13 protein-coding genes are annotated in these 17,704 nt (G+C 72.5%); 4 read left to right on the top strand and 9 right to left on the bottom strand.

Annotation, left to right across the window (positions count from 1 at the left end):
- Window positions 1-113 precede the first annotated feature (113 nt).
- Both CXR44_RS21545 and CXR44_RS21540 read right to left on the bottom strand, forming a co-directional pair.
- Window positions 114-2,753, bottom strand: coding sequence for a putative bifunctional diguanylate cyclase/phosphodiesterase (locus CXR44_RS21545; RefSeq protein ID WP_245899304.1), 2,640 nt, complete (start codon window positions 2,751-2,753; stop codon window positions 114-116).
- A gap of 250 nt (window positions 2,754-3,003) precedes the next feature.
- Window positions 3,004-3,912, bottom strand: a complete 909-nt coding sequence (locus CXR44_RS21540) for a 2-hydroxyacid dehydrogenase (protein WP_101787891.1) — start codon at window positions 3,910-3,912, stop codon at window positions 3,004-3,006.
- A 38-nt stretch (window positions 3,913-3,950) separates the two neighbouring features.
- Between CXR44_RS21540 and CXR44_RS21535 the strand changes: the two genes are divergently transcribed.
- A complete protein-coding gene (locus CXR44_RS21535; RefSeq protein WP_101787890.1) occupies window positions 3,951-5,027 on the top strand; it encodes a PQQ-dependent sugar dehydrogenase in 1,077 nt (358 codons plus the stop codon).
- A 111-nt stretch (window positions 5,028-5,138) separates the two neighbouring features.
- Here CXR44_RS21535 and CXR44_RS21530 read toward each other — a convergent pair whose 3' ends face one another.
- The 3 genes from CXR44_RS21530 to CXR44_RS21520 form a co-directional block, all read right to left on the bottom strand.
- On the bottom strand, window positions 5,139-7,157 hold the full coding sequence (locus tag CXR44_RS21530) for a VanW family protein (RefSeq protein WP_144070041.1): 2,019 nt from the start codon (window positions 7,155-7,157) through the stop codon (window positions 5,139-5,141).
- A 141-nt stretch (window positions 7,158-7,298) separates the two neighbouring features.
- Complete coding sequence (locus CXR44_RS21525; protein ID WP_101787888.1) at window positions 7,299-7,961, bottom strand: response regulator; 663 nt, start codon at window positions 7,959-7,961, stop codon at window positions 7,299-7,301.
- A complete protein-coding gene (locus CXR44_RS21520) occupies window positions 7,958-9,532 on the bottom strand; it encodes an ATP-binding protein (protein WP_245899303.1) in 1,575 nt (524 codons plus the stop codon). Before CXR44_RS21520 ends, CXR44_RS21525 begins: the two co-directional genes overlap by 4 nt.
- Before the next feature lie 142 nt (window positions 9,533-9,674).
- On the opposite strand from CXR44_RS21520, the gene CXR44_RS21515 reads away from it, so the two are divergent.
- From CXR44_RS21515 to CXR44_RS21505, 3 genes are read left to right on the top strand one after another with little or no spacing between them, the layout of a single operon-like run.
- Entirely contained in the window at window positions 9,675-10,652 is a 978-nt protein-coding gene (locus tag CXR44_RS21515) for a tripartite tricarboxylate transporter substrate binding protein (RefSeq protein WP_101787886.1), read from the top strand.
- The gene (locus CXR44_RS21510; protein WP_101787885.1) at window positions 10,652-11,197 is read left to right on the top strand and encodes a tripartite tricarboxylate transporter TctB family protein; all 546 of its coding nucleotides are present in this window, start codon (window positions 10,652-10,654) and stop codon (window positions 11,195-11,197) included. Before CXR44_RS21515 ends, CXR44_RS21510 begins: the two co-directional genes overlap by 1 nt.
- A 1-nt stretch (window position 11,198) precedes the next feature.
- The gene (locus CXR44_RS21505) at window positions 11,199-12,710 is read left to right on the top strand and encodes a tripartite tricarboxylate transporter permease (protein WP_101787884.1); all 1,512 of its coding nucleotides are present in this window, start codon (window positions 11,199-11,201) and stop codon (window positions 12,708-12,710) included.
- Window positions 12,711-12,821: 111 nt separating this feature from the next.
- Here CXR44_RS21505 and gatB read toward each other — a convergent pair whose 3' ends face one another.
- From gatB to CXR44_RS21485, 4 genes are all read right to left on the bottom strand, one after another.
- The gene (gene gatB, locus CXR44_RS21500; RefSeq protein ID WP_101788053.1) at window positions 12,822-14,309 is read right to left on the bottom strand and encodes an Asp-tRNA(Asn)/Glu-tRNA(Gln) amidotransferase subunit GatB; all 1,488 of its coding nucleotides are present in this window, start codon (window positions 14,307-14,309) and stop codon (window positions 12,822-12,824) included.
- 23 nt (window positions 14,310-14,332) lie between these two features.
- Window positions 14,333-15,823, bottom strand: a complete 1,491-nt coding sequence (gatA, locus tag CXR44_RS21495; protein WP_101787883.1) for an Asp-tRNA(Asn)/Glu-tRNA(Gln) amidotransferase subunit GatA — start codon at window positions 15,821-15,823, stop codon at window positions 14,333-14,335.
- Window positions 15,820-16,119 (bottom strand): Asp-tRNA(Asn)/Glu-tRNA(Gln) amidotransferase subunit GatC, encoded by a 300-nt coding sequence (gene gatC, locus CXR44_RS21490; protein ID WP_101787882.1) that lies wholly within the window; start codon window positions 16,117-16,119, stop codon window positions 15,820-15,822. The genes gatA and gatC overlap by 4 nt, the downstream gene beginning before the upstream one ends.
- Before the next feature lie 108 nt (window positions 16,120-16,227).
- Entirely contained in the window at window positions 16,228-17,664 is a 1,437-nt protein-coding gene (locus tag CXR44_RS21485; RefSeq protein WP_101787881.1) for an ATP-binding protein, read from the bottom strand.
- Window positions 17,665-17,704: the final 40 nt, after the last annotated feature.

Below are 17,704 nucleotides of genomic sequence, written 5' to 3'. Positions count from 1 at the left end.
TGCTTCGCTATCGGCCCGCGCGCCGGCGAAGTACTACGAGAATCTCACTGCGAAGCATGGCCACACCTTAGCCGCTCCCCAGCCCCCGATGTCAACTTGGTGGGACACCCGTCTCAGACCGTGAGACTTGTGCGCATCAGGGAGTCGACTCCGCGGGCCGCCATGGGCCGCGCCACCAGGAAGCCCTGCCCTCGGGTGCAGCCCATCTCGCGCAGCAGCTCCAGCTGCTCCGGCCGCTCGATGCCCTCGGCCACCACGATGAGGCCGAGGTCGTGGCCGAGCCGCACGATCGTGCGGGTGAGCAGGCTGAGCGTGTCGTCGCGGCCCAGCCCGGACACGAAGGACGGGTCGATCTTGATCAGGTCGACCGGGAGCTGCCGCAGGAACGCCAGCGAGGCGTAGCCGGTGCCGAAGTCGTCGATGGCCAGCCGCACGCCCAGCGCGCGCAGCTGGGACAGGCGTTTGATCGTCTCCTCGGCGTCCTCGACGAGCATCTCCTCGATGACCTCGAGGGTGAGCGCGGAGGCGGGCAGCCCGCTCTCGGCGAGCGCCTCCTCGACGGTCTCCACGAACCGGGGAGCGGTGATCTGCCGGGCCGACAGGTTGACCGACAGCCCGATGTCCCAGGAGGAGGCCCGCCAGGCGGCCACCTCGCGGCACGACTCGCGCAGGATCCACTCGCTGAGCGGCACGATGAGCCCGGTGTCCTCGGCGAGGCCGAGGAACTGCTCCGGCGGCACGTAGACCGAGCCGCGCCACCACCGCACCAGGGCCTCGACCGCGGTCACCCGCGAGGTGGCGAGGTCGACGACCGGCTGGTACTCGATCGCGAACTGGTGCTCGATCAGCGCGCGCTGCAGGTCGGCGGCCAGCTCCAGCCGGCGCACCACGTCGGCGTGCATCTGCGCGGCGAACACCTCGACCCGGCGTCCGCCGAGCGCCTTGGCCCGTGCCATGGCGACGTCGGCGTTGCGGATCAGGTCGCCGGCCGGCATGTCGTCCTCGGCGAAGGCCACGCCGAGGCTCGCGGTCAGCGCCACGTCACGGTCGGCCACCCGGAACGGCTCCTGGGAGACCTCCCGCAGCAGCCGCTCGGCGAGGTCCACGGCGAGCTGCGCCTCGCCGCCGGTCTCCACGAGCACGGCGAACTCGTCGCCGCCCCACCGGGCGAGCGTGTCGTCCGGACGTACGGCGCCGCGCAGCCGGCGGGCCGCCTGGCCGAGAAGGTAGTCGCCGCTGGCATGGCCGACCGAGTCGTTGACCGAGGTGAAGCCGTCGAGGTCGAGGAAGATCACCGCGACGTGGCCGGTGCGGCCGGAGAGCACCTCGCGGGTGCGCTCCTCGAAGTAGGCGCGGTTGGGCAGGCCGGTGACGCCGTCGTGGAAGGTCAGGTGGGCGACCTGGTTGCGCAGCGCCTCCTCGTCGCTCACGTCGCGGGTGGTGACCAGCAGCAGCTCCTCGCCGCCCAGGTTGCAGGTGGCGACCGACTCGGTGGGCCGCCAGGTGCCGTCGGCCGCGCGTACCCTGCACGCGATCATGCAGGCGCCGGGGTCGGATCCTTCGTCGTCGAGGCTCATCGCGTCCAGCGCCGCCTGGATGCCGGGGACGTCCTCCGGGTGGATGTAGTCGAAGATCGTGCCACCGACGATCTCGTCGGGACGGTAGCCGTAGGTCGCCTCGACGCCGGGGCCGATCTCGCGGACCACGCCCTCGTAGTCGACCAGCAGCACCACGTCGCCGGTGCTCTCGGCCAGCTCGCGCAGCTGCCGGTCGGCGAGTGAGACGAGCCGGCGCAGCCGGGAGTTGACGCCGCCCACCACGGTGAGCCGGACGAGCAGCAGCAGCACGGCGGAGCCGGCCAGCAGGACGACCCCGGTGACCGGGGTGACCGGGCGGCCGCCCGCCAGGTGGACGATCAGCGTGACCGTGCCCACCGCCACCAGGCCCAGCGGAGCCAGCGCCAGCAGCACGCCGACGACGGGCGCGGCGGGCTGCGCGGCCGCCGCCTCCGGGTCGCGGGGCCGTTGCGCCCAGGGGGCCGCGGCCAGCAGCAGGAACGCCAGCGGCGCCGGGATGGCGCTCCACACCGGCTGGCCCGTCTCGGTGAGCCGGGCAACCGCGTCGGCGGTGCCGGCCATCGTGGTGGTGAGAAGGACGCCGAGCCCGGCCGGGCCGAGCGGCCACGCCGTGGCCCGGCTCCTGACCACCGACGGGATCGCGGCGCAGGTCACCAGCAGCGAGATCATCGGCGGCAGCATGGTGAACGTGAACGTCGCCGGGTCGGACTGGTGATAGACGTGCCGCAGGGCCAGCACCCAGCCGATCAGGAACAGCGAGGCCGCGCACAGGTAGGCGTCGGTGACGAGCCGTAAAACGACCATGCCCGGCAGCGTGCGGCCGGAGGCGATGAGTGCCCCGCCGCCCATCAGGACGGTGCCCACCAGCAGCGCCAGGTCGGCGAAGCTGAGGGCGAAGCTCGCGCTCTCGGCGAGCGGCCGCAGGACGACCCCCGCGGCCCAGACCAGGGCGCCGCCGCCCATCCAGCGCGCGCCCGTCGACAGCGCGCGGTCGTCGGCCAGCCTGGACGAGGCGGTCGCCAGCGAGACCGCCGCCAGGACGGCGGCCAGGACCCCGGCGATGGCGCCGGCGACACCCCTGGCCGGGCCGCCGGCCACGAGCACGGCCGCGAACCCCGCGGCGCCGGCCGCCGCGGCGGCGGTCAGCGGTGCTCGAGGGTCACGCCAGCGGATCACAGTCGTTGCCCATCCCGTCTCGAACTCTGCCCGGGGGCCGCCGGGGCTCGGCGGACCACACCGCCAGTGTGCGTGGTCGCGGGTGTCCGGGGGGTGACAACGCCGATGTCGTCACCGATCTGATAACCACACGGACCAATTGCTCCCAGGACTTACTTGACAGCGAGTCAGGAAGCACTTGGTACCAGCAACCGTACGCACCGAAGGTCACGGGCCAGCCACGTTCCGGATTCCTCTCAGGTACGCGTCCTCAGTAGGCGTCGGTGATCACGTTCTCCAGCGGCTCACCGGCGAGGTGACGCAGCACCTGGGAGCGGACGAGCCGGAGCGTGCGGCGGATCGACGCGGGGGTGCTGCCGGCCACGTGCGGGGTGATGAACACCCCCGGAGCGCTCCAGAGGGGGTGGCCGGGCGGCAGCGGCTCGGGCGCGGTCACGTCCAGCGCGGCGCGCAGCCGGCCGCTCCGCAGCTCGGCGACGAGCGCGTCGGTGTCGACCACGCCGCCGCGGGCGGCGTTGACGAGCACGGCGCCGTCCTTCATGCGGGCGAGGAAGGCAGCGTCGACCATCCCGGCCGTGTCGGGGGTGGCGGGCACGAGCAGCACCACCACGTCGGCGGCGGGCAGCAGGCCGGGCAGCTCCGTCATGGCGTGCACGCCGTCGCGGGCGCTCCTCGCCACCCGGACGACCTCCACCTCGAAGCCTTCGAGCCGGCGTTCGAGCGCGGCGCCGATGGAGCCGTAGCCGACGATGAGCACGGTGGCGTCGGCCAGCACGCCGGTGTGGTGGTAGGTCCACTCACCCCTGCGCTGGGCGTCCACGAAGCCGGGGAACTCCCGCAGCACCGCGATCATCGCGCCGACCGCCCACTCGGCGGTGCCCGCGTCGTGCACGCCGCGGGCGTTGCACAGCACGACGCCCTCGGGCAGGTGCGGCAGGTACGGCTCCACGCCCGCCGTCACCGTCTGCAGCAGCCGCAACGCGCTCATCCTGGCCAGCAGGCCGGGCACGTCGGGCACGCCCTGCAGCGGCGGGATCCACACCTCGACCTCCTCGGCCCCGCCGGGCTCCGGGCCCTTGCCGTCGTGGACGACGCACTCCACGCCGGGCAGGTCGGACAGGGCCCCGGCGACGGCCTCGGAGGCAACCCAGATCTTCATGCCGGAAACCTTATGACGCGCGAGGAAGTATGGGACACATGAGGAAGCTCTTGACGATCATGGCGGTGGCGGCTCTGACCTCCTGCTCCGGCGCGGGCGGAACGGCGTCGGGAGGCGACGGCCAGGTGACGCCGACGGCGGCGGTGTCGGCCGCCGCTCCGCCCGGGGAGCCGAGGACGGTGGCCCGCGACCTGGCCGTGCCGTGGGCGATGGAGTTCCTGCCCGGCGGTGACGCGCTGGTGACCGAGCGCGACACGGCCAGGCTGCTGCGCGTGGCCGCCGACGGGCAGGTGACCGAGCTGGGCGTCGTCGAGGGCGTGGAGCCCGACGGCGAGGGCGGCCTGATGGGCGTGGCGGCCAGGGACGGCCAGGTGTTCCTGTACTACACCGCCGCCGAGGACAACCGCATCGTCCGCTACCGCCTCGGCGAGAGCGGCGTGAGCGAGCCGAAGGTGATCGTCCGGGGCATCCCCAAGGGGGCCGTCCACAACGGCGGCCGGCTGGAGTTCGGCCCCGACGGCCACCTGTACGCCGGCACCGGCGAGGTCAGCGACGGCGACCTCGCCCAGCGGCGCGACTCGCTGGCCGGCAAGATCCTGCGGATGACCGTGGACGGCGCCCCCGCTCCCGGCAACCCGTTCGGCACGCTCGTCTACAGCCTCGGCCACCGCAACGTGCAGGGCCTCGCCTGGGACGCCTCCGGCAGGTTGTACGCCTCGGAGTTCGGGGCGAACCGGTGGGACGAGATCAACCTCGTCCTGCCGGGCGCCAACTACGGCTGGCCCGAGGTCGAGGGCCGGGGGGACGACTCCCGCTACGTGAACCCGGTCGTCACCTGGGCCACCTCCGACGCCTCCCCCTCCGGGCTGGCGTACGCGGGCGGCTCGCTGTGGATGGGCGCGCTGCGCGGCGCGCGCCTGTGGCAGGTCCCGCTGGGCGAGGACGGCTCGCCGGGCGAGCCGGTCGCCCACTTCACCGGCACGTACGGCCGGCTGCGCGGCGTGACGGCCGCCCCGGACGGCACGGTGTGGGTGTCGACCAGCAACAAGGACGGCCGGGGATCGCCCCGCGACGGCGACGACAGGATCCTGGCGGTCACCCCCGGCCGCGCGTGAGCGTCACGGGGACGATCACCGGCTGCTCCGCGCCCCTCCGCCCGGCGGGCGAGGGGCGGCTGATCGGCATCGGGCAGGAGGCCGGCGAGCACGGCAGCGCTCGGCGGACGATCAGCCCGGGTCGTTGGTGGACGCGCAGATCACCTGGGCCTGCGGCCGGTACTTGGTGGTCTGCTTCGCGTCCCGCTTGACCTCTTCGCCGCCCTTGAAGAACACGCGGGTGACGTCGATCGTGAAGCCGGCGGTCCCGGCGGTGGGGATGCATCCGGGCGCGCTGCTGGTCGTGCGCCGGAACGCCGTGGGGGCCCGGCGTTCGGACTCCACGGCCTCGACCTTGTCGTAGCGCCGGGTGCTCCAGAGCGTGACGGTGACCGACGTGCCGGTGGAGGCCGTCTTGATCAGCACGCCGTACTCCGAGTCGTTGCGCCACTTCAGGTCACGGTCGGGGTAGAGCAGCGCCGCGTCGCGACCGGCCGGGTAGCGGGCGGCGTAGTAGTCCATCGGCGTGCGCTCGATCTCCTCGAACCCGCCGAAGTAGGCCGCGTTGTAGAGGGTGGTGGCGAACTGCGAGACGCCACCGCCGACGATCTCGACCATCCGGCCGCCGACGATCTGGCCGGCCTCGACGTAGCCGGCCTCGCGGGTGCGCTCGCCCACGGTGTCGTTCAGAGAGAACGTCTCCCCCGGCCTGACGACATGGCCGTCGAGCTGGGCGGCCATCCGCTGGATGTTCGTGGCACGGGGCTGGCAGCACTCGAAGGTGGTGGTGAACTCGCCGACGTTCTCCTTGATGCCGAGGTTGCTCACCTCGGCGGTGGCGACCTCGGGCCGGACTACCGACAGCCGCACGGGCACGACCCTGTCGCCCTGCCGCCCGATCACCCTGGCCACGTCGCGGGCCAGCCGCCTGCCGTCGACTCCGCGGCCCGTGCGGGCGGTGACCAGCCGGGGCTTGCCGTCGACGATCTGGTAGGTGGCGTCGCGCGGCGCCTGGCTCTCGTCGACGAGATCGCGTTCGACGGCGGCGAGCGCCGCCTCGGCGTCGAACCGGGGCACGAGCCCGCCCTCGCCGTCGGCGACGAAGCTGAGGTGGGCGGCGAGCGTGGCGGGCGGCAGCGTGGCCCGTTTGGCGCCGATGGCGAGCGTGACGGGCGCGGCGACGGCCCGTTGGGCCTGGGCCCTGGCCTCGGCGACGGCTTCGGGGGTGGTCCGGGCCTTGGCGGGCCGGAGCGTGAGCACCGCGGTGGGGCGGGAGTTGAGGAAGGCGTCGGTGATGCGGCGGACGGCGTCGTCGCGGTCGAGCAGCACGCCGTCCTCGGGCTCGGTCACCACCGGGCGCAGCCCCTCGAAGACCACGCGGCCCTCGCGGGGCTCCTTGTCGTGGCTCTTGGCGAGCCCCTCGACGGTCCGGACGAGCTGGGAGGTGTCGATGGCGAGCTTCGGCTGCAGCTCGGTCGTGCTGGTGAGGCCCCGCCACACGTCGACGGGGCTGGGGAAGCCGCTGCGCGCCTCGCTGATGGTGGCGACGACGTCGAACTCGAGCCCGGCCTCGTCGGCCTGGACGGTCTCCTTGCGGCCGGAGATCTCGACGGTGACGGGCTTGTTGACCTTGGCGGCCAGCTCGGTGCGGAGCTTGTCGGCCGCCTGCGTCACGGTCAGGCCGCCGATGTCGATGCCCGCCACGCTGGTGCCGCGCAGCACCGCGCCCGACATCATCACGGCCGGCACCAGGTAGGCGAGCAACGCCAGCACCACCAGCAGGACGAGCACACCGGGCAGCACGCGGCGGCGCCGGGGCGGCTCGGGGTCCTCGAACGCCGACGACCGCTCAGGGCCGTCGGCCGCGCCTCCCACCGCGCCGAACGCCGCCGAGCGGGCGGACGACCCCGGCTTGCCCTGGCTGACCGGCCACGGCTGGGCGGGCGGCGTGACGGGCGGCAGCGCGCCGCCGCCGAGCCCGCCGGCGGTAGGGCCGCCCGGCGCGTCGGCCGCCGAAGGGCCCGCCGGAGCGGGGCCGGACGGCGGCTGGGCCGAGCCGTCCGGGCCGCCGAAGATGTCGCGGGAGACTCCGGGTGGCAGGCCCTCGATGCGCGGCCTCCGGCTCGTGGTGCCCGAGGAGGGTAACGGCACAGACGCGAAGGGATCGGTCGGTGATTGGATCGGCTTGGCGTTACCCACGCCTCAATCTCCTCCCGTTCCGCTGCCTGATTCTCAGGCAACAGTAAGGCACGCACATCCGTCTATGTCACGGAATCTGGCTACGGAAGTGTGTCAACCTATCCACCGGTAGCGATGCTCGGGACGGCCGGCGGTGCCATAGCGCGGCCGCAGCTCGGCCCGGCCCGTCACACACAGAAACTCCAGGTAGCGGCGGGCGCTGACCCTCGACAGACCGGCCAGTTCGGCGGCCTCGGCGGCCGACAGGTCGCGGCCCGCCTCGCGCAGCGTGTCGGCGACCAGCGAGCAGGTGGCCGGCGACAGTCCCTTGGGCAGCGCGGACGCCGGGCTGGGCGTCCCGAACAGCCGGTCGACCTCGTCCTGGCGCGCCTCGGGGCCGATCGCGGTGAGCTGCCTGCGGGTCTCGGCGTACTGCTGGAGCCGCTCGGCCAGGGCGGTCGCGGTGAACGGCTTGATCAGGTAGTTGACCGCGCCGCGGCGCATCGCCTCCCGCACCGTGGGCACGTCGCGGGCGGCGCTGATCACGAGCACGTCGACGTCGTCCAGCGCCTTGAGCACCTCCAGGCCCGACATGTCGGGAAGGTAGATGTCGAGCAGCACGAGGTCGGGCCGGTGCCGTGCGACCGCGGCGAGCGCGTCGGCCCCGCTGTGGGCGGTCGCGACCACCTCGAAGCCGGGGACGCGGGCGACGTAGCCGCCGTGGATGCGCGCCACCATGAAGTCGTCGTCCACGACGAGGACGCGGATCTCCGTCATCGCACGGCCGCCTCGACCGGCGGCGGCAGCAGGGCCGTGAACACCGCGCCGTCGTCGTTGCGCACCCGGACCCAGCCGCCCCGGCGCAGGCACGCCTGGCGGGTCAGGGCCAGTCCCAGACCGCGGGGCCCCGACTGGGCCGCCTTGGTCGTGAAGCCCTCCCTGAAGACCTCCTCCACCAGGTCGGGGGTGATGCCCGGCCCGGAGTCGCCCACGCGCACGCGCAGGCCGTCGGCGCCGGCCCGTACGGACACCTCGATCGTTCCGGCGGCGCCGTCGAGCGCGTCGATGGCGTTGGCGACCAGGTTGCCCACCACCAGCACGGCGTCCTGCGGGTCGCCGAGCACGCCGTCGGGCACGTCGCAGTCGTCGGCGAGCACCAGCCGGGCGCCGCGCTCGGCCGCCTCGGCGGACTTGGCCAGCAGCAGCGCGGCCAGCGTCGGGTCCTGCACCCGTTGGCGCAGATCGGCCGCGTAGGCGCCGACGGTGCCGCGGGTGATGAACCCGATGGCCGCCTCGTGCTCGCCCAGCTCCAGCAGACCGACGACCGTGTGCATGCGGTTGGCGAACTCGTGCGCCTGGGCGCGCAGCGCCTCGGTCGCGCTGCTGGTGTCGTCCAGCTCGCGCGCCAGCCGTACCAGCTCGGTGCGGTCGCGCAGCGTCACCACCCAGCCGCGGTGCTGGCCGCGCACGGAGACCGGCGTGCGGTTGAGCACCAGCACCCGGTCGCCGTGCAGGACGATCCGGTCCGCGCCGGGGTCGGCGCCCCCGAGCACGTCGCGCATCCGGTCGGAGACCGGCATCCGCGTCAGGTCCTCGCCGACTTCGCCGAGCAGCTCGCGGGCCGCGTCGTTGACGAGCGTCACCCTGCCGGTGAGGTCGAGGGCGAGCACGCCCTCCTTGACGCCGTGCAGCACCCCCTCGCGCTGCTCCAGCAACGCGGCGATCTCGCTCGGCTCCAGGCCGAAGGTCTGCCTGCGCACCCGTGCGGTGATCAGCGCCGCCGCCGCCAGCCCGGCCAGCAGCACCGCCAGCGCCGTCCACAGCAGCGGCGGCAGCGCGCCCGCGAGCTGGCCGACGACGGTGGCCTCCAGCACGCCCACCGAGACGAGACCGATGACGTCGCCGTACTCGTCGAAGACGGGCGCCTTGCCGCGGACCGTGGTGCCGATCGTGCCGGTCTCGGTGCCGACCCAGCTCCTGCCGGTGGTGAGGACCGACGTGCCGTCGGTGGACAGCTTGCGGCCGATCAGCGCGACGTTGGGGTGGGCGTAGCGCGTCTGCTCGCGGTTGGCGATGACGACGTAGTCGGCGCCGGTGGACTGCTGCACGCTCAGCGCGAGCGGCTGCAGCACCGTCTCCGGCCGGGGCGTGTCGAAGGCCGCGCGCACCTGCGGGAGCCCCGCGATCGACTGGGCGATGGCCAGCGCCCGCTGCTGGTGCAGCGAGTCGAGCTGGTCGCGGGTGCGAGTGGCCCACACGCCGGTGGTGCCGCCCACGGCGAGCAGCACGATCACCATCTGCAGCACGAACAGCTGGGTGCCGAGGGAGGCGTCACGAACCCGTCTCATCTGCCCCATGGAAACAGTCGCAGGTCACAGCGGGATCGCGACCAAAACGAACTAAACGACTACTATCAGAGAAAGCTCGACTCTGCCGGGGACGGACTTCACCATCCAGATTCCATAACGTGAATCCCCCCTTGGAGTGCACATGCGTCTGCGCATCCTCGCCGCGCTCGCGGCGATCTCACTGGCCGCGCTGACCGGCTGCGGCGAAAACACGACCAGCGGAGGCGGCGGTGGCACCGGCACGCTCCGCATCATGGCGCCGGCCTCGCCGGGCGGCGGCTGGGACCAGACGTCCCGGGTGGCCGAGCAGGCGCTCAAGGCCGCCGACCCGAACCGCAAGTACGAGGTCTACAACGTGCCCGGCGCCGGCGGCACCATCGGCCTCGCCCAGCTCGCGGGCGAGAAGGGCAACGGCAACCTGCTGATGACCATGGGCCTGGTCATGGTGGGCGCGATCGAGCAGAACAAGTCGAAGGTCACGCTCAGCGACACCACGCCCATCGCCAAGCTGACCGAGGAGTACGAGATCGTCGTGGTCCCGGCCGAGTCGCCGCTCAAGTCGCTGTCCGACCTGGTGACCACGTGGAAGGCCGACCCGGCGAAGGTGTCGGTCGCGGGCGGTTCGGCGGGCGGCACCGACCACATCGTGGCGGGCCTGATGGCCAAGGCCGCGGGCGTGGACCCCAAGCAGGTCAACTACATCGCCCACTCCGGCGGCGGGGAGGCGCTGAACGCGCTGCTCGGCAACAAGGTCACCATCGGCATCTCGGGCGTCGGTGAGTTCGCCGAGCACGTCAAGTCCGGCAAGCTGCGCGCCCTGGGCGTCACCTCGGGCCAGCGGCTGGCCGACCTCGACGCGCCCACGCTCAAGGAGGGCGGCCTGGACGTCGAGCTGGCCAACTGGCGTGGCTTCGTGGCCCCCGGCGGCCTCGACGACGCCGCCAAGAAGTCGCTGACCGACCTGGTCACCAAGATGCACGACACCCAGGTGTGGAAGGACGCGGTGGCCAAGAACGGCTGGATCGACTCGTTCCAGACCGGCCAGCAGTTCGCCGACTACCTCAACTCCGAGCAGGCACGGGTCAAGGGCATCATCGCCGAGATGGGCCTCGTGTCCTGATGTCGCCTGACACACCCGTACCGGAGGCTCCCGCCGCCGGCGCCGCGCCCGAAGGGGGGCGGCGCGGGTGGTGGCGGCCCGAACTGATCCTGGCGCTCGTCGTGCTGGGGCTGGGCGTGTTCGTCATCGTGGGCACCCTCGACGTGTCGGCGGCCGCCTCACAGCTCGGCATCGGACCGCGGTTCTTCCCGATCCTGGTGGGCGGCGCGATGATCGTCGTGGGCGTGTTCTACGTGGTGGACGTGCTGCGCGGCGGGCGGGGCGACCCGGAGGAGAGCGAGGACATCGACGGCGACATGCCCGCCGACTGGCGCAGCGTCGCCCTGGTGAGCGGGATCTTCCTGGCGTTCACCGCGGTGCTGAACACGGTCGGGTGGATCATCGGCGCGTCCCTGCTGTTCTTCGGGCTGTCGGTGGTCCTGGGCGCCGAGCACAGGGTGCGCGCCGCGGTGGTCGGCGTGGTCCTCGGGATCGTCACCTACCTGCTGTTCGTCAAGGGGCTGGGCGTCACCCTGCCGGGCGGCCCGCTGCAGGGGGTGATCTGACATGAGCTCGTTCCAGCTGCTGATGGAGGGTTTCGCGGCGGCGCTGACGCCGGTCAACCTCCTGTTCGCGCTGGTCGGCGTCACCCTCGGCACCCTCGTCGGCGTGCTGCCGGGCATCGGGCCGGCCATGACGGTGGCCCTGCTGCTGCCGATCACGTTCACCGTGCCGCCCGCCAGCGCGTTCATCATGTTCGCCGGCATCTACTACGGCGGCATGTACGGCGGGTCGACGACGTCGATCCTGCTCAACACGCCCGGTGAGTCCTCCTCGATGATCACCGCGCTGGAGGGCAACAAGATGGCCCGGCGCGGGAGAGCGGCGCAGGCGCTGGCCACGGCGGCCATCGGCTCGTTCGTGGCCGGCACCATCGCCACGGCGCTGCTCGTCGTGGCCGCTCCGCTGGTGGTGGACTTCGCGATCGGCTTCGGCCCCGAGGACTACTTCGCGCTGGCCGTCCTGGCGTTCGTGGGCGTGTCGGCGGTGCTGTCGCGCTCGCTGGTGCGCGGGCTGGCCTCGCTGGGGCTCGGCCTGGTCATCGGGCTGATCGGGATCGACCAGCAGACCGGGCAGGCGCGGCTGACGCTGGGCGTCCCGCAGCTGCTCGACGGCATCGACGTGGTGATCGTCGCGGTGGGCCTGTTCGCGCTCGGCGAGGCGCTGTACGTGGCCTCGCGGCTGCGTCACGCGGCTCCCGAGGTGGTGCCCGTGGGCCGGGCCTGGATGGGCCGCTCCGACTGGGCGCGCTCGTGGAAGCCGTGGCTGCGCGGCACCGCGTTCGGCTTCCCCTTCGGCGCGCTGCCCGGCGGCGGCGCGGAGATCCCCACCTTCCTGTCGTACGCGACGGAGAAGAAGCTGGCGCGCGGCGTCTCCCGCGAGGAGTACGGCAAGGGCGCCATCGAGGGCGTCGCGGGGCCCGAGGCCGCCAACAACGCCTCGGCGGCGGGCACCCTCGTCCCGCTGCTCACGCTGGGCCTGCCCACCTCGGCGACGGCCGCGATCCTGCTGGCCGCCTTCCAGCAGTACGGGCTGCAGCCCGGCCCCCAGCTGTTCGACCACAACCCCGCGCTGGTGTGGGGCATGATCGCATCGCTGTTCATCGGCAACACGATGCTGCTGGTGCTGAACCTGCCCCTGGCGCCGCTCTGGGCGCGGGTGCTGCGCGTGCCCCGGCCCTACCTGTACGCCGGGATCATCCTGTTCGCCGCGCTGGGCGTCTACGCGCTCAACGGCACGGCGGTCGACCTGGTCGTGCTGTTCGTGCTCGGCCTGCTCGGGTTCGCGATGCGCCGCTTCGGGCTGCCCATCGCGCCTGCGGTGATCGGCATGATCCTGGGGCCGATGGCGGAGATCCAGCTCCGCCGGGCGCTGGCCATCGGGGCGGGCGACGTCACCGTCCTGGTGCGGAGCCCGATCGCCGCGGTGCTGCTCCTGCTGTCGCTCGGCGCGCTGCTCACCCCCGTGGTGCGCAAGCTGGCCGAGCGGCGGGAACTCGCACCGGCTCGCAAGGAATAACCCGCCGATTCCCGGGCACCAGGGACGTACTGCGCCAGGGGAGGCTGCTGGGATGCGCGAAGGCCCCGCCGGTCCGAGGACCGGCGGGGCCTTCCCGTGTGATGCTCCGGACTATTCGGAGACGCCGAGCTTCTCCAGGATCATGGCCCGGGCGCGGGCGGCGTCCGCCTTGCCACGGCTGGCCTTCATCACGCCGCCCACCAGGGCGCCGGCCGCCGCGATCTTGCCGGAGCGGACCTTGTCGGCCGCGTCGGCGTTGTCGGCGAGGACCTGGTCGACGATCGCCGACAGCTCACCCTCGTCGTTGACGATCTTGAGGCCGCGCCGCTCCACCACCTCGTCCGGCGAGCCCTCGCCGGCCAGCACGCCTTCGAGCACCTCGCGGGCCAGCTTGTCGTTGAGCGACCCGGACGCCACCAGCTCGGTGACCCGGGCGATCTGGGCGGGCGTGATGGGCAGCTCGGCCAGCGCGACGCCGGACTCGTTGGCGCGGCGCGCCAGCTCGCCCATCCACCACTTGCGCGCGTCGGCCGGCGGGGCGCCCGCCGCGACCGTCGCCTCGACCAGGTCGATCGCGTCGGCGTTGTGCATCGCCGCCATGTCCAGATCGGACAGGCCCCACTCGGCCTGCAGCCGCTTGCGCTTGACCGACGGCAGCTCCGGCAGGGCCGCCTTCAGCTCGGCGACCCATGCCGGGTCGGGCGCGATGGGCACCAGGTCGGGCTCGGGGAAGTAGCGGTAGTCCTGCGCCTCCTCCTTGGACCGGCCGGACGTGGTGGTGCCGGTGTCCTCGTGGAAGTGGCGGGTCTCCTGCACGATGCGGCCGCCGCCGGCGAGGATCGCCGCCTGCCGCTCGATCTCGCTGCGCACCGCGCGCTCGACGCTGCGCAGCGAGTTGACGTTCTTGGTCTCGGTGCGGGTGCCCCACTCCGAAGAGCCGCGCGGCATCAGCGACACGTTGACGTCGCAGCGCAGCGAGCCCTCCTCCATCCGCACGTCGGAGACGCCCAGCGAGCGCATGATCTCGCGCAGCTCGGTCACGTACGCCTTGGCCACCTCGGGCGCCAGCCGGTCGGTGCCGGGGATCGGCTTGGTGACGATCTCGACCAGCGGGATGCCGGCCCGGTTGTAGTCGACGATCGAGTAGTCGGCGCCGTGGATGCGGCCGGTCGCGCCGCCCATGTGGGTGGACTTGCCGGTGTCCTCCTCCAGGTGCACCCGCTCGATCTCGATGCGCACGCTCTTGCCGTCGACCTCGATGTCGATGTAGCCGTCGAAGCAGAGCGGCTCGTCGTACTGGGAGATCTGGTAGTTCTTCGGCATGTCCGGATAGAAGTAGTTCTTCCGGGCGAAGCGGCACCATTCGGCGATGGAGCAGTTGAGCGCCAGGCCGATGCGGATCGTCGACTCGATCGCCTGCGCGTTGGCCACCGGCAGTGCGCCGGGCAGCGCCAGGCAGGTCGGGCAGACGTGCGTGTTGGGCGGCGCGCCGAACGCCGCCGGGCAGCCGCAGAACATCTTGGACGCGGTGCCCAGCTCGACGTGCGTCTCCAGGCCGAGGACCGGCTCGAACCGGCTGAGCGCCTCGTCGTAGGCCATCTTCGTGGTCGTCCCGGTGTCGGTCACAGTGCCGGAGCCTCCTTCAGCAGCGGGCCGCCCCAGCGGCTCTCCAGGGCCTTCTCGACGGCCGCGCCGACCCGGTAGCAGCGGTCGTCGCCGAGCACCGGCGCCATGACCTGCAGGCCGACCGGCAGCCCGTCCTCGTCGGCCAGGCCGCACGGCACCGAGATGGCCGCGTTGCCCGCCAGGTTGGTCGGGATCGTGCACAGGTCGGCGAGGTACATCGCCATCGGGTCGTCGGCCCGCTCGCCGATCGGGAACGCCGTGGTCGGCGTCGTCGGGGAGACCAGCACGTCCACCTGCTGGAAGGCGGCCTCGAACTCGCGCGAGATGACCGTGCGCACCTTCTGGGCCTGGCCGTAGTAGGCGTCGTAGTAGCCGCTCGACAGCGCGTACGTGCCGAGCATGATGCGCCGCTTGACCTCGGGACCGAACCCGGCGGCCCGGGTCAGCGCCATGACCTCCTCGGCGCTGCGGGTGCCGTCGTCGCCGACGCGCAGGCCGTAGCGCATGGCGTCGAAGCGCGCCAGGTTGGACGAGCACTCCGACGGCGCGATCAGGTAGTAGGCGGGCAGCGCCGTCACGAAGGACGGGCACGACACCTCGACGACCTTCGCGCCGAGCGATTCCAGCAGCGCCACGGCCTCGTTGAAGCGGGCCAGCACGCCGGGCTGGTAGCCGTCGCCGCCGAACTCCTTGACGACGCCGATCCGCATGCCGGACACGTCGGCCTGGCGGGCAGCCTCCACCACGGAGGGCACCGGCGCGTCGATCGACGTCGAGTCGAGCGGGTCGTGCCCGGAGAACGCCTCGTGCAGCAGCGCCGCGTCGAGCACGTTGCGGGCGAACGGGCCCGGCGTGTCGAGCGAGCTGGCGAACGCGATCAGCCCGTAGCGGGACGAACCGCCGTAGGTCGGCTTCATGCCGACGATGCCGGTGACGGCGGCCGGCTGGCGGATCGAGCCGCCCGTGTCGGTGCCGGTGGACAGCGGCGCCTCGTACGCGGCCACGGCGGCGCTGGACCCGCCCGACGAACCGCCCGGAATCCGGTCGAGGTCCCACGGGTTGCGGGTCGGGCCGTAGGCGGAGTTCTCCGTGGAGGAGCCCATGGCGAACTCGTCGAGGTTGGTCTTGCCGAGGATCACCAGCCCGGCCTCGCGCAGCCTGCGCGTGACCGTCGCGTCGTACGGCGGGCGCCAGCCTTCGAGAATCCTGGACGCGGCCGTGGTCGGCATGTCGAGCGTGGTGAAGATGTCCTTGTGCGCGATCGGCACGCCGGCCAGCGGGCCGAGCCGCTCACCGGCCCGCAGCCGCTCGTCGACGGACCTGGCCTGCGCCAGCGTGACCTCGCGGTCCACGTGCAGGAACGCGTTGACCTTCGGCTCGACCTCGGCCATGCGGTCGAGGTGCGCCTCGGCGACCTCCACGGCCGACGCCTCGCCACCGGCGATCAGCGCGGCGAGCTCCGCGGCCGTCCTGTGGATCAGACTCATGCCTCCTCCCCCAGGATGCGCGGCACCCGGAAGCGGTCGTCCTCGACGGCGGGAGCGCCGGAGAGGGCCTGCTCAGGGGTGAGAGACTGTCGCACCTCGTCGGCACGGAAGACATTGGTCAGCGGGAGCGCGTGCGACGACGGCGGCACGTCCTCGGCGGCGACCTCGGCTACTTTCGCGACCGACTCGATGATGGCATCGAGCTGCGTGGCGTAGTGGTCGAGCTCGTCGTCCGTGAGCGCCAGCCTGGACAACCGGGCCAGGTGTGCGACCTCGTCGCGGGTTATGGCGGACATGAGTCGTTGAACCCGTTTCGTGGATGAAGTTTGGACACTCACATCCTAGGGGCGTCGGCCGAACGCCTCCGAACCCTTAACCACCTGGAAACACACCACAGACCGCCGTCACCCGTACAGCTCCCCCAACCCCACGGTCCGCACGTCCGGCTCCGAGGCAAGAGCACCGTCGAATCCCGCCCCGCTGTAACACGCCAGCACGGTGTCCCGCACGTCGTAGCCCTTCGCCCCGAGCACCTCCCTGGCCCGCCTGAGCCGCGCGCTGTGCCGCGGGCCCATCCTCCTGCCCCACTTCACCTCCCCCAGCGAGAGCACCCGCCGGGGCTCGCCGGGCATCGCGGGCGCGAAGACCACGACGTCCACCTCGATCTGCTCGCGACGCTCGGAATCGGTGACCACGCCGGCCCCGACCTCTCCCGGCAGTTCGCCGAACACGTCCTCGATCCGGGCGAACTGGCGGCACAACTCCTCGAAGTGCGGGCCCACCACCTGGTCATGGAAACGTCCCTGCGAGTCCGTCCAGACGGGCGCCGCCCGCCCGCTCTCCAGCAGCCCCCAACGAGGGCGCATCACGACTTGGTAGAACGTCACCAGCGGCTCGCGCACGCGGTAGACCGAACGGGACGGGCGAAAGACGTCGGGTTCCCGCCGAAGCAGGTGGCTGTCCTCCAGCACGTTGAGGTGATGGCCGATGTCGGCGGCTTTGCGTCCGATGTATCCGGCGATCCCGCCCCGGGTGCCGTTGCCGGAGGCGACGGCGGCCAGCACGGAGTGGTAGAGAGCCGAGTCCCGTACGTCCGACTCCTCCTCCAGGAGGTAGCGGGCCTCACGGAACAGCGGCGTCCCAGGGTCGAGGACGGTCCGCTGGACCCATGCGTCGAAGTCGTCGAGCCCCTGCGGCGTGTCACCGCCGACGAACCGCAGATAGGCGGGCGTGCCGCCGACAACCGCGTGGGTGCGCACCGCCAGCCGGGGGTCCGTGATCCGCCAGTAGTCCGCCGCCGTCCGGTGATCGAACGGGCGCACCACCAGCTCCAGCGACGCCCGCCCGCGCAGCGGCGCGCCCCCCGCCAGGAGGCGGCCCATCACCGACATCGCCGATCCGCACAGCAGCAGGGAGACGGGGGCATCCCGGGCGATCGCCCGGTCGATCTCCCGCTGGATGATCGACGGGAGCGCGGGTGACACCTTGCTCAGGTAGGGGAACTCGTCGATCACCATGAGGTCTCGGCGCTCGGCGCCGATGGCGAACGTCTGGCGGACGGCCTCGTCCCAACTGCCGAACCGGAACGGCGCGGGAGCGCCCACGTGCTCGGCGAGCGCGTCGGCGTAGAGGCTCAGCGACTCGGTCTCCGTGGCCTCCGTCGCCCCGAAGTAGAACCCGCCGGTCTCCCTGACCAGCGCCTCAACCAGGAACGTCTTGCCCTGGCGACGCCGTCCACTGACGACTCCGAGCTGAGGGTGGTGCCCCACTCCTGCGGCGAACCTGGCCAGGTGGCGCCACTCGAAGTCACGGGCGAAGACGCGGTCGGGCTTGGGGATCACAGGCCGTCCAAGATAGCGAAGTGTACTTCGACGAAGTGTA

The sequence above is a fragment of the Nonomuraea indica genome (genome assembly GCF_002850745.1).
GTDB classification, from domain to species: domain Bacteria; phylum Actinomycetota; class Actinomycetes; order Streptosporangiales; family Streptosporangiaceae; genus Nonomuraea; species Nonomuraea indica.
The sequence above is the reverse complement of the archived record's forward strand: the minus strand, read 5'-3'. Positions and strand labels throughout refer to the sequence as shown.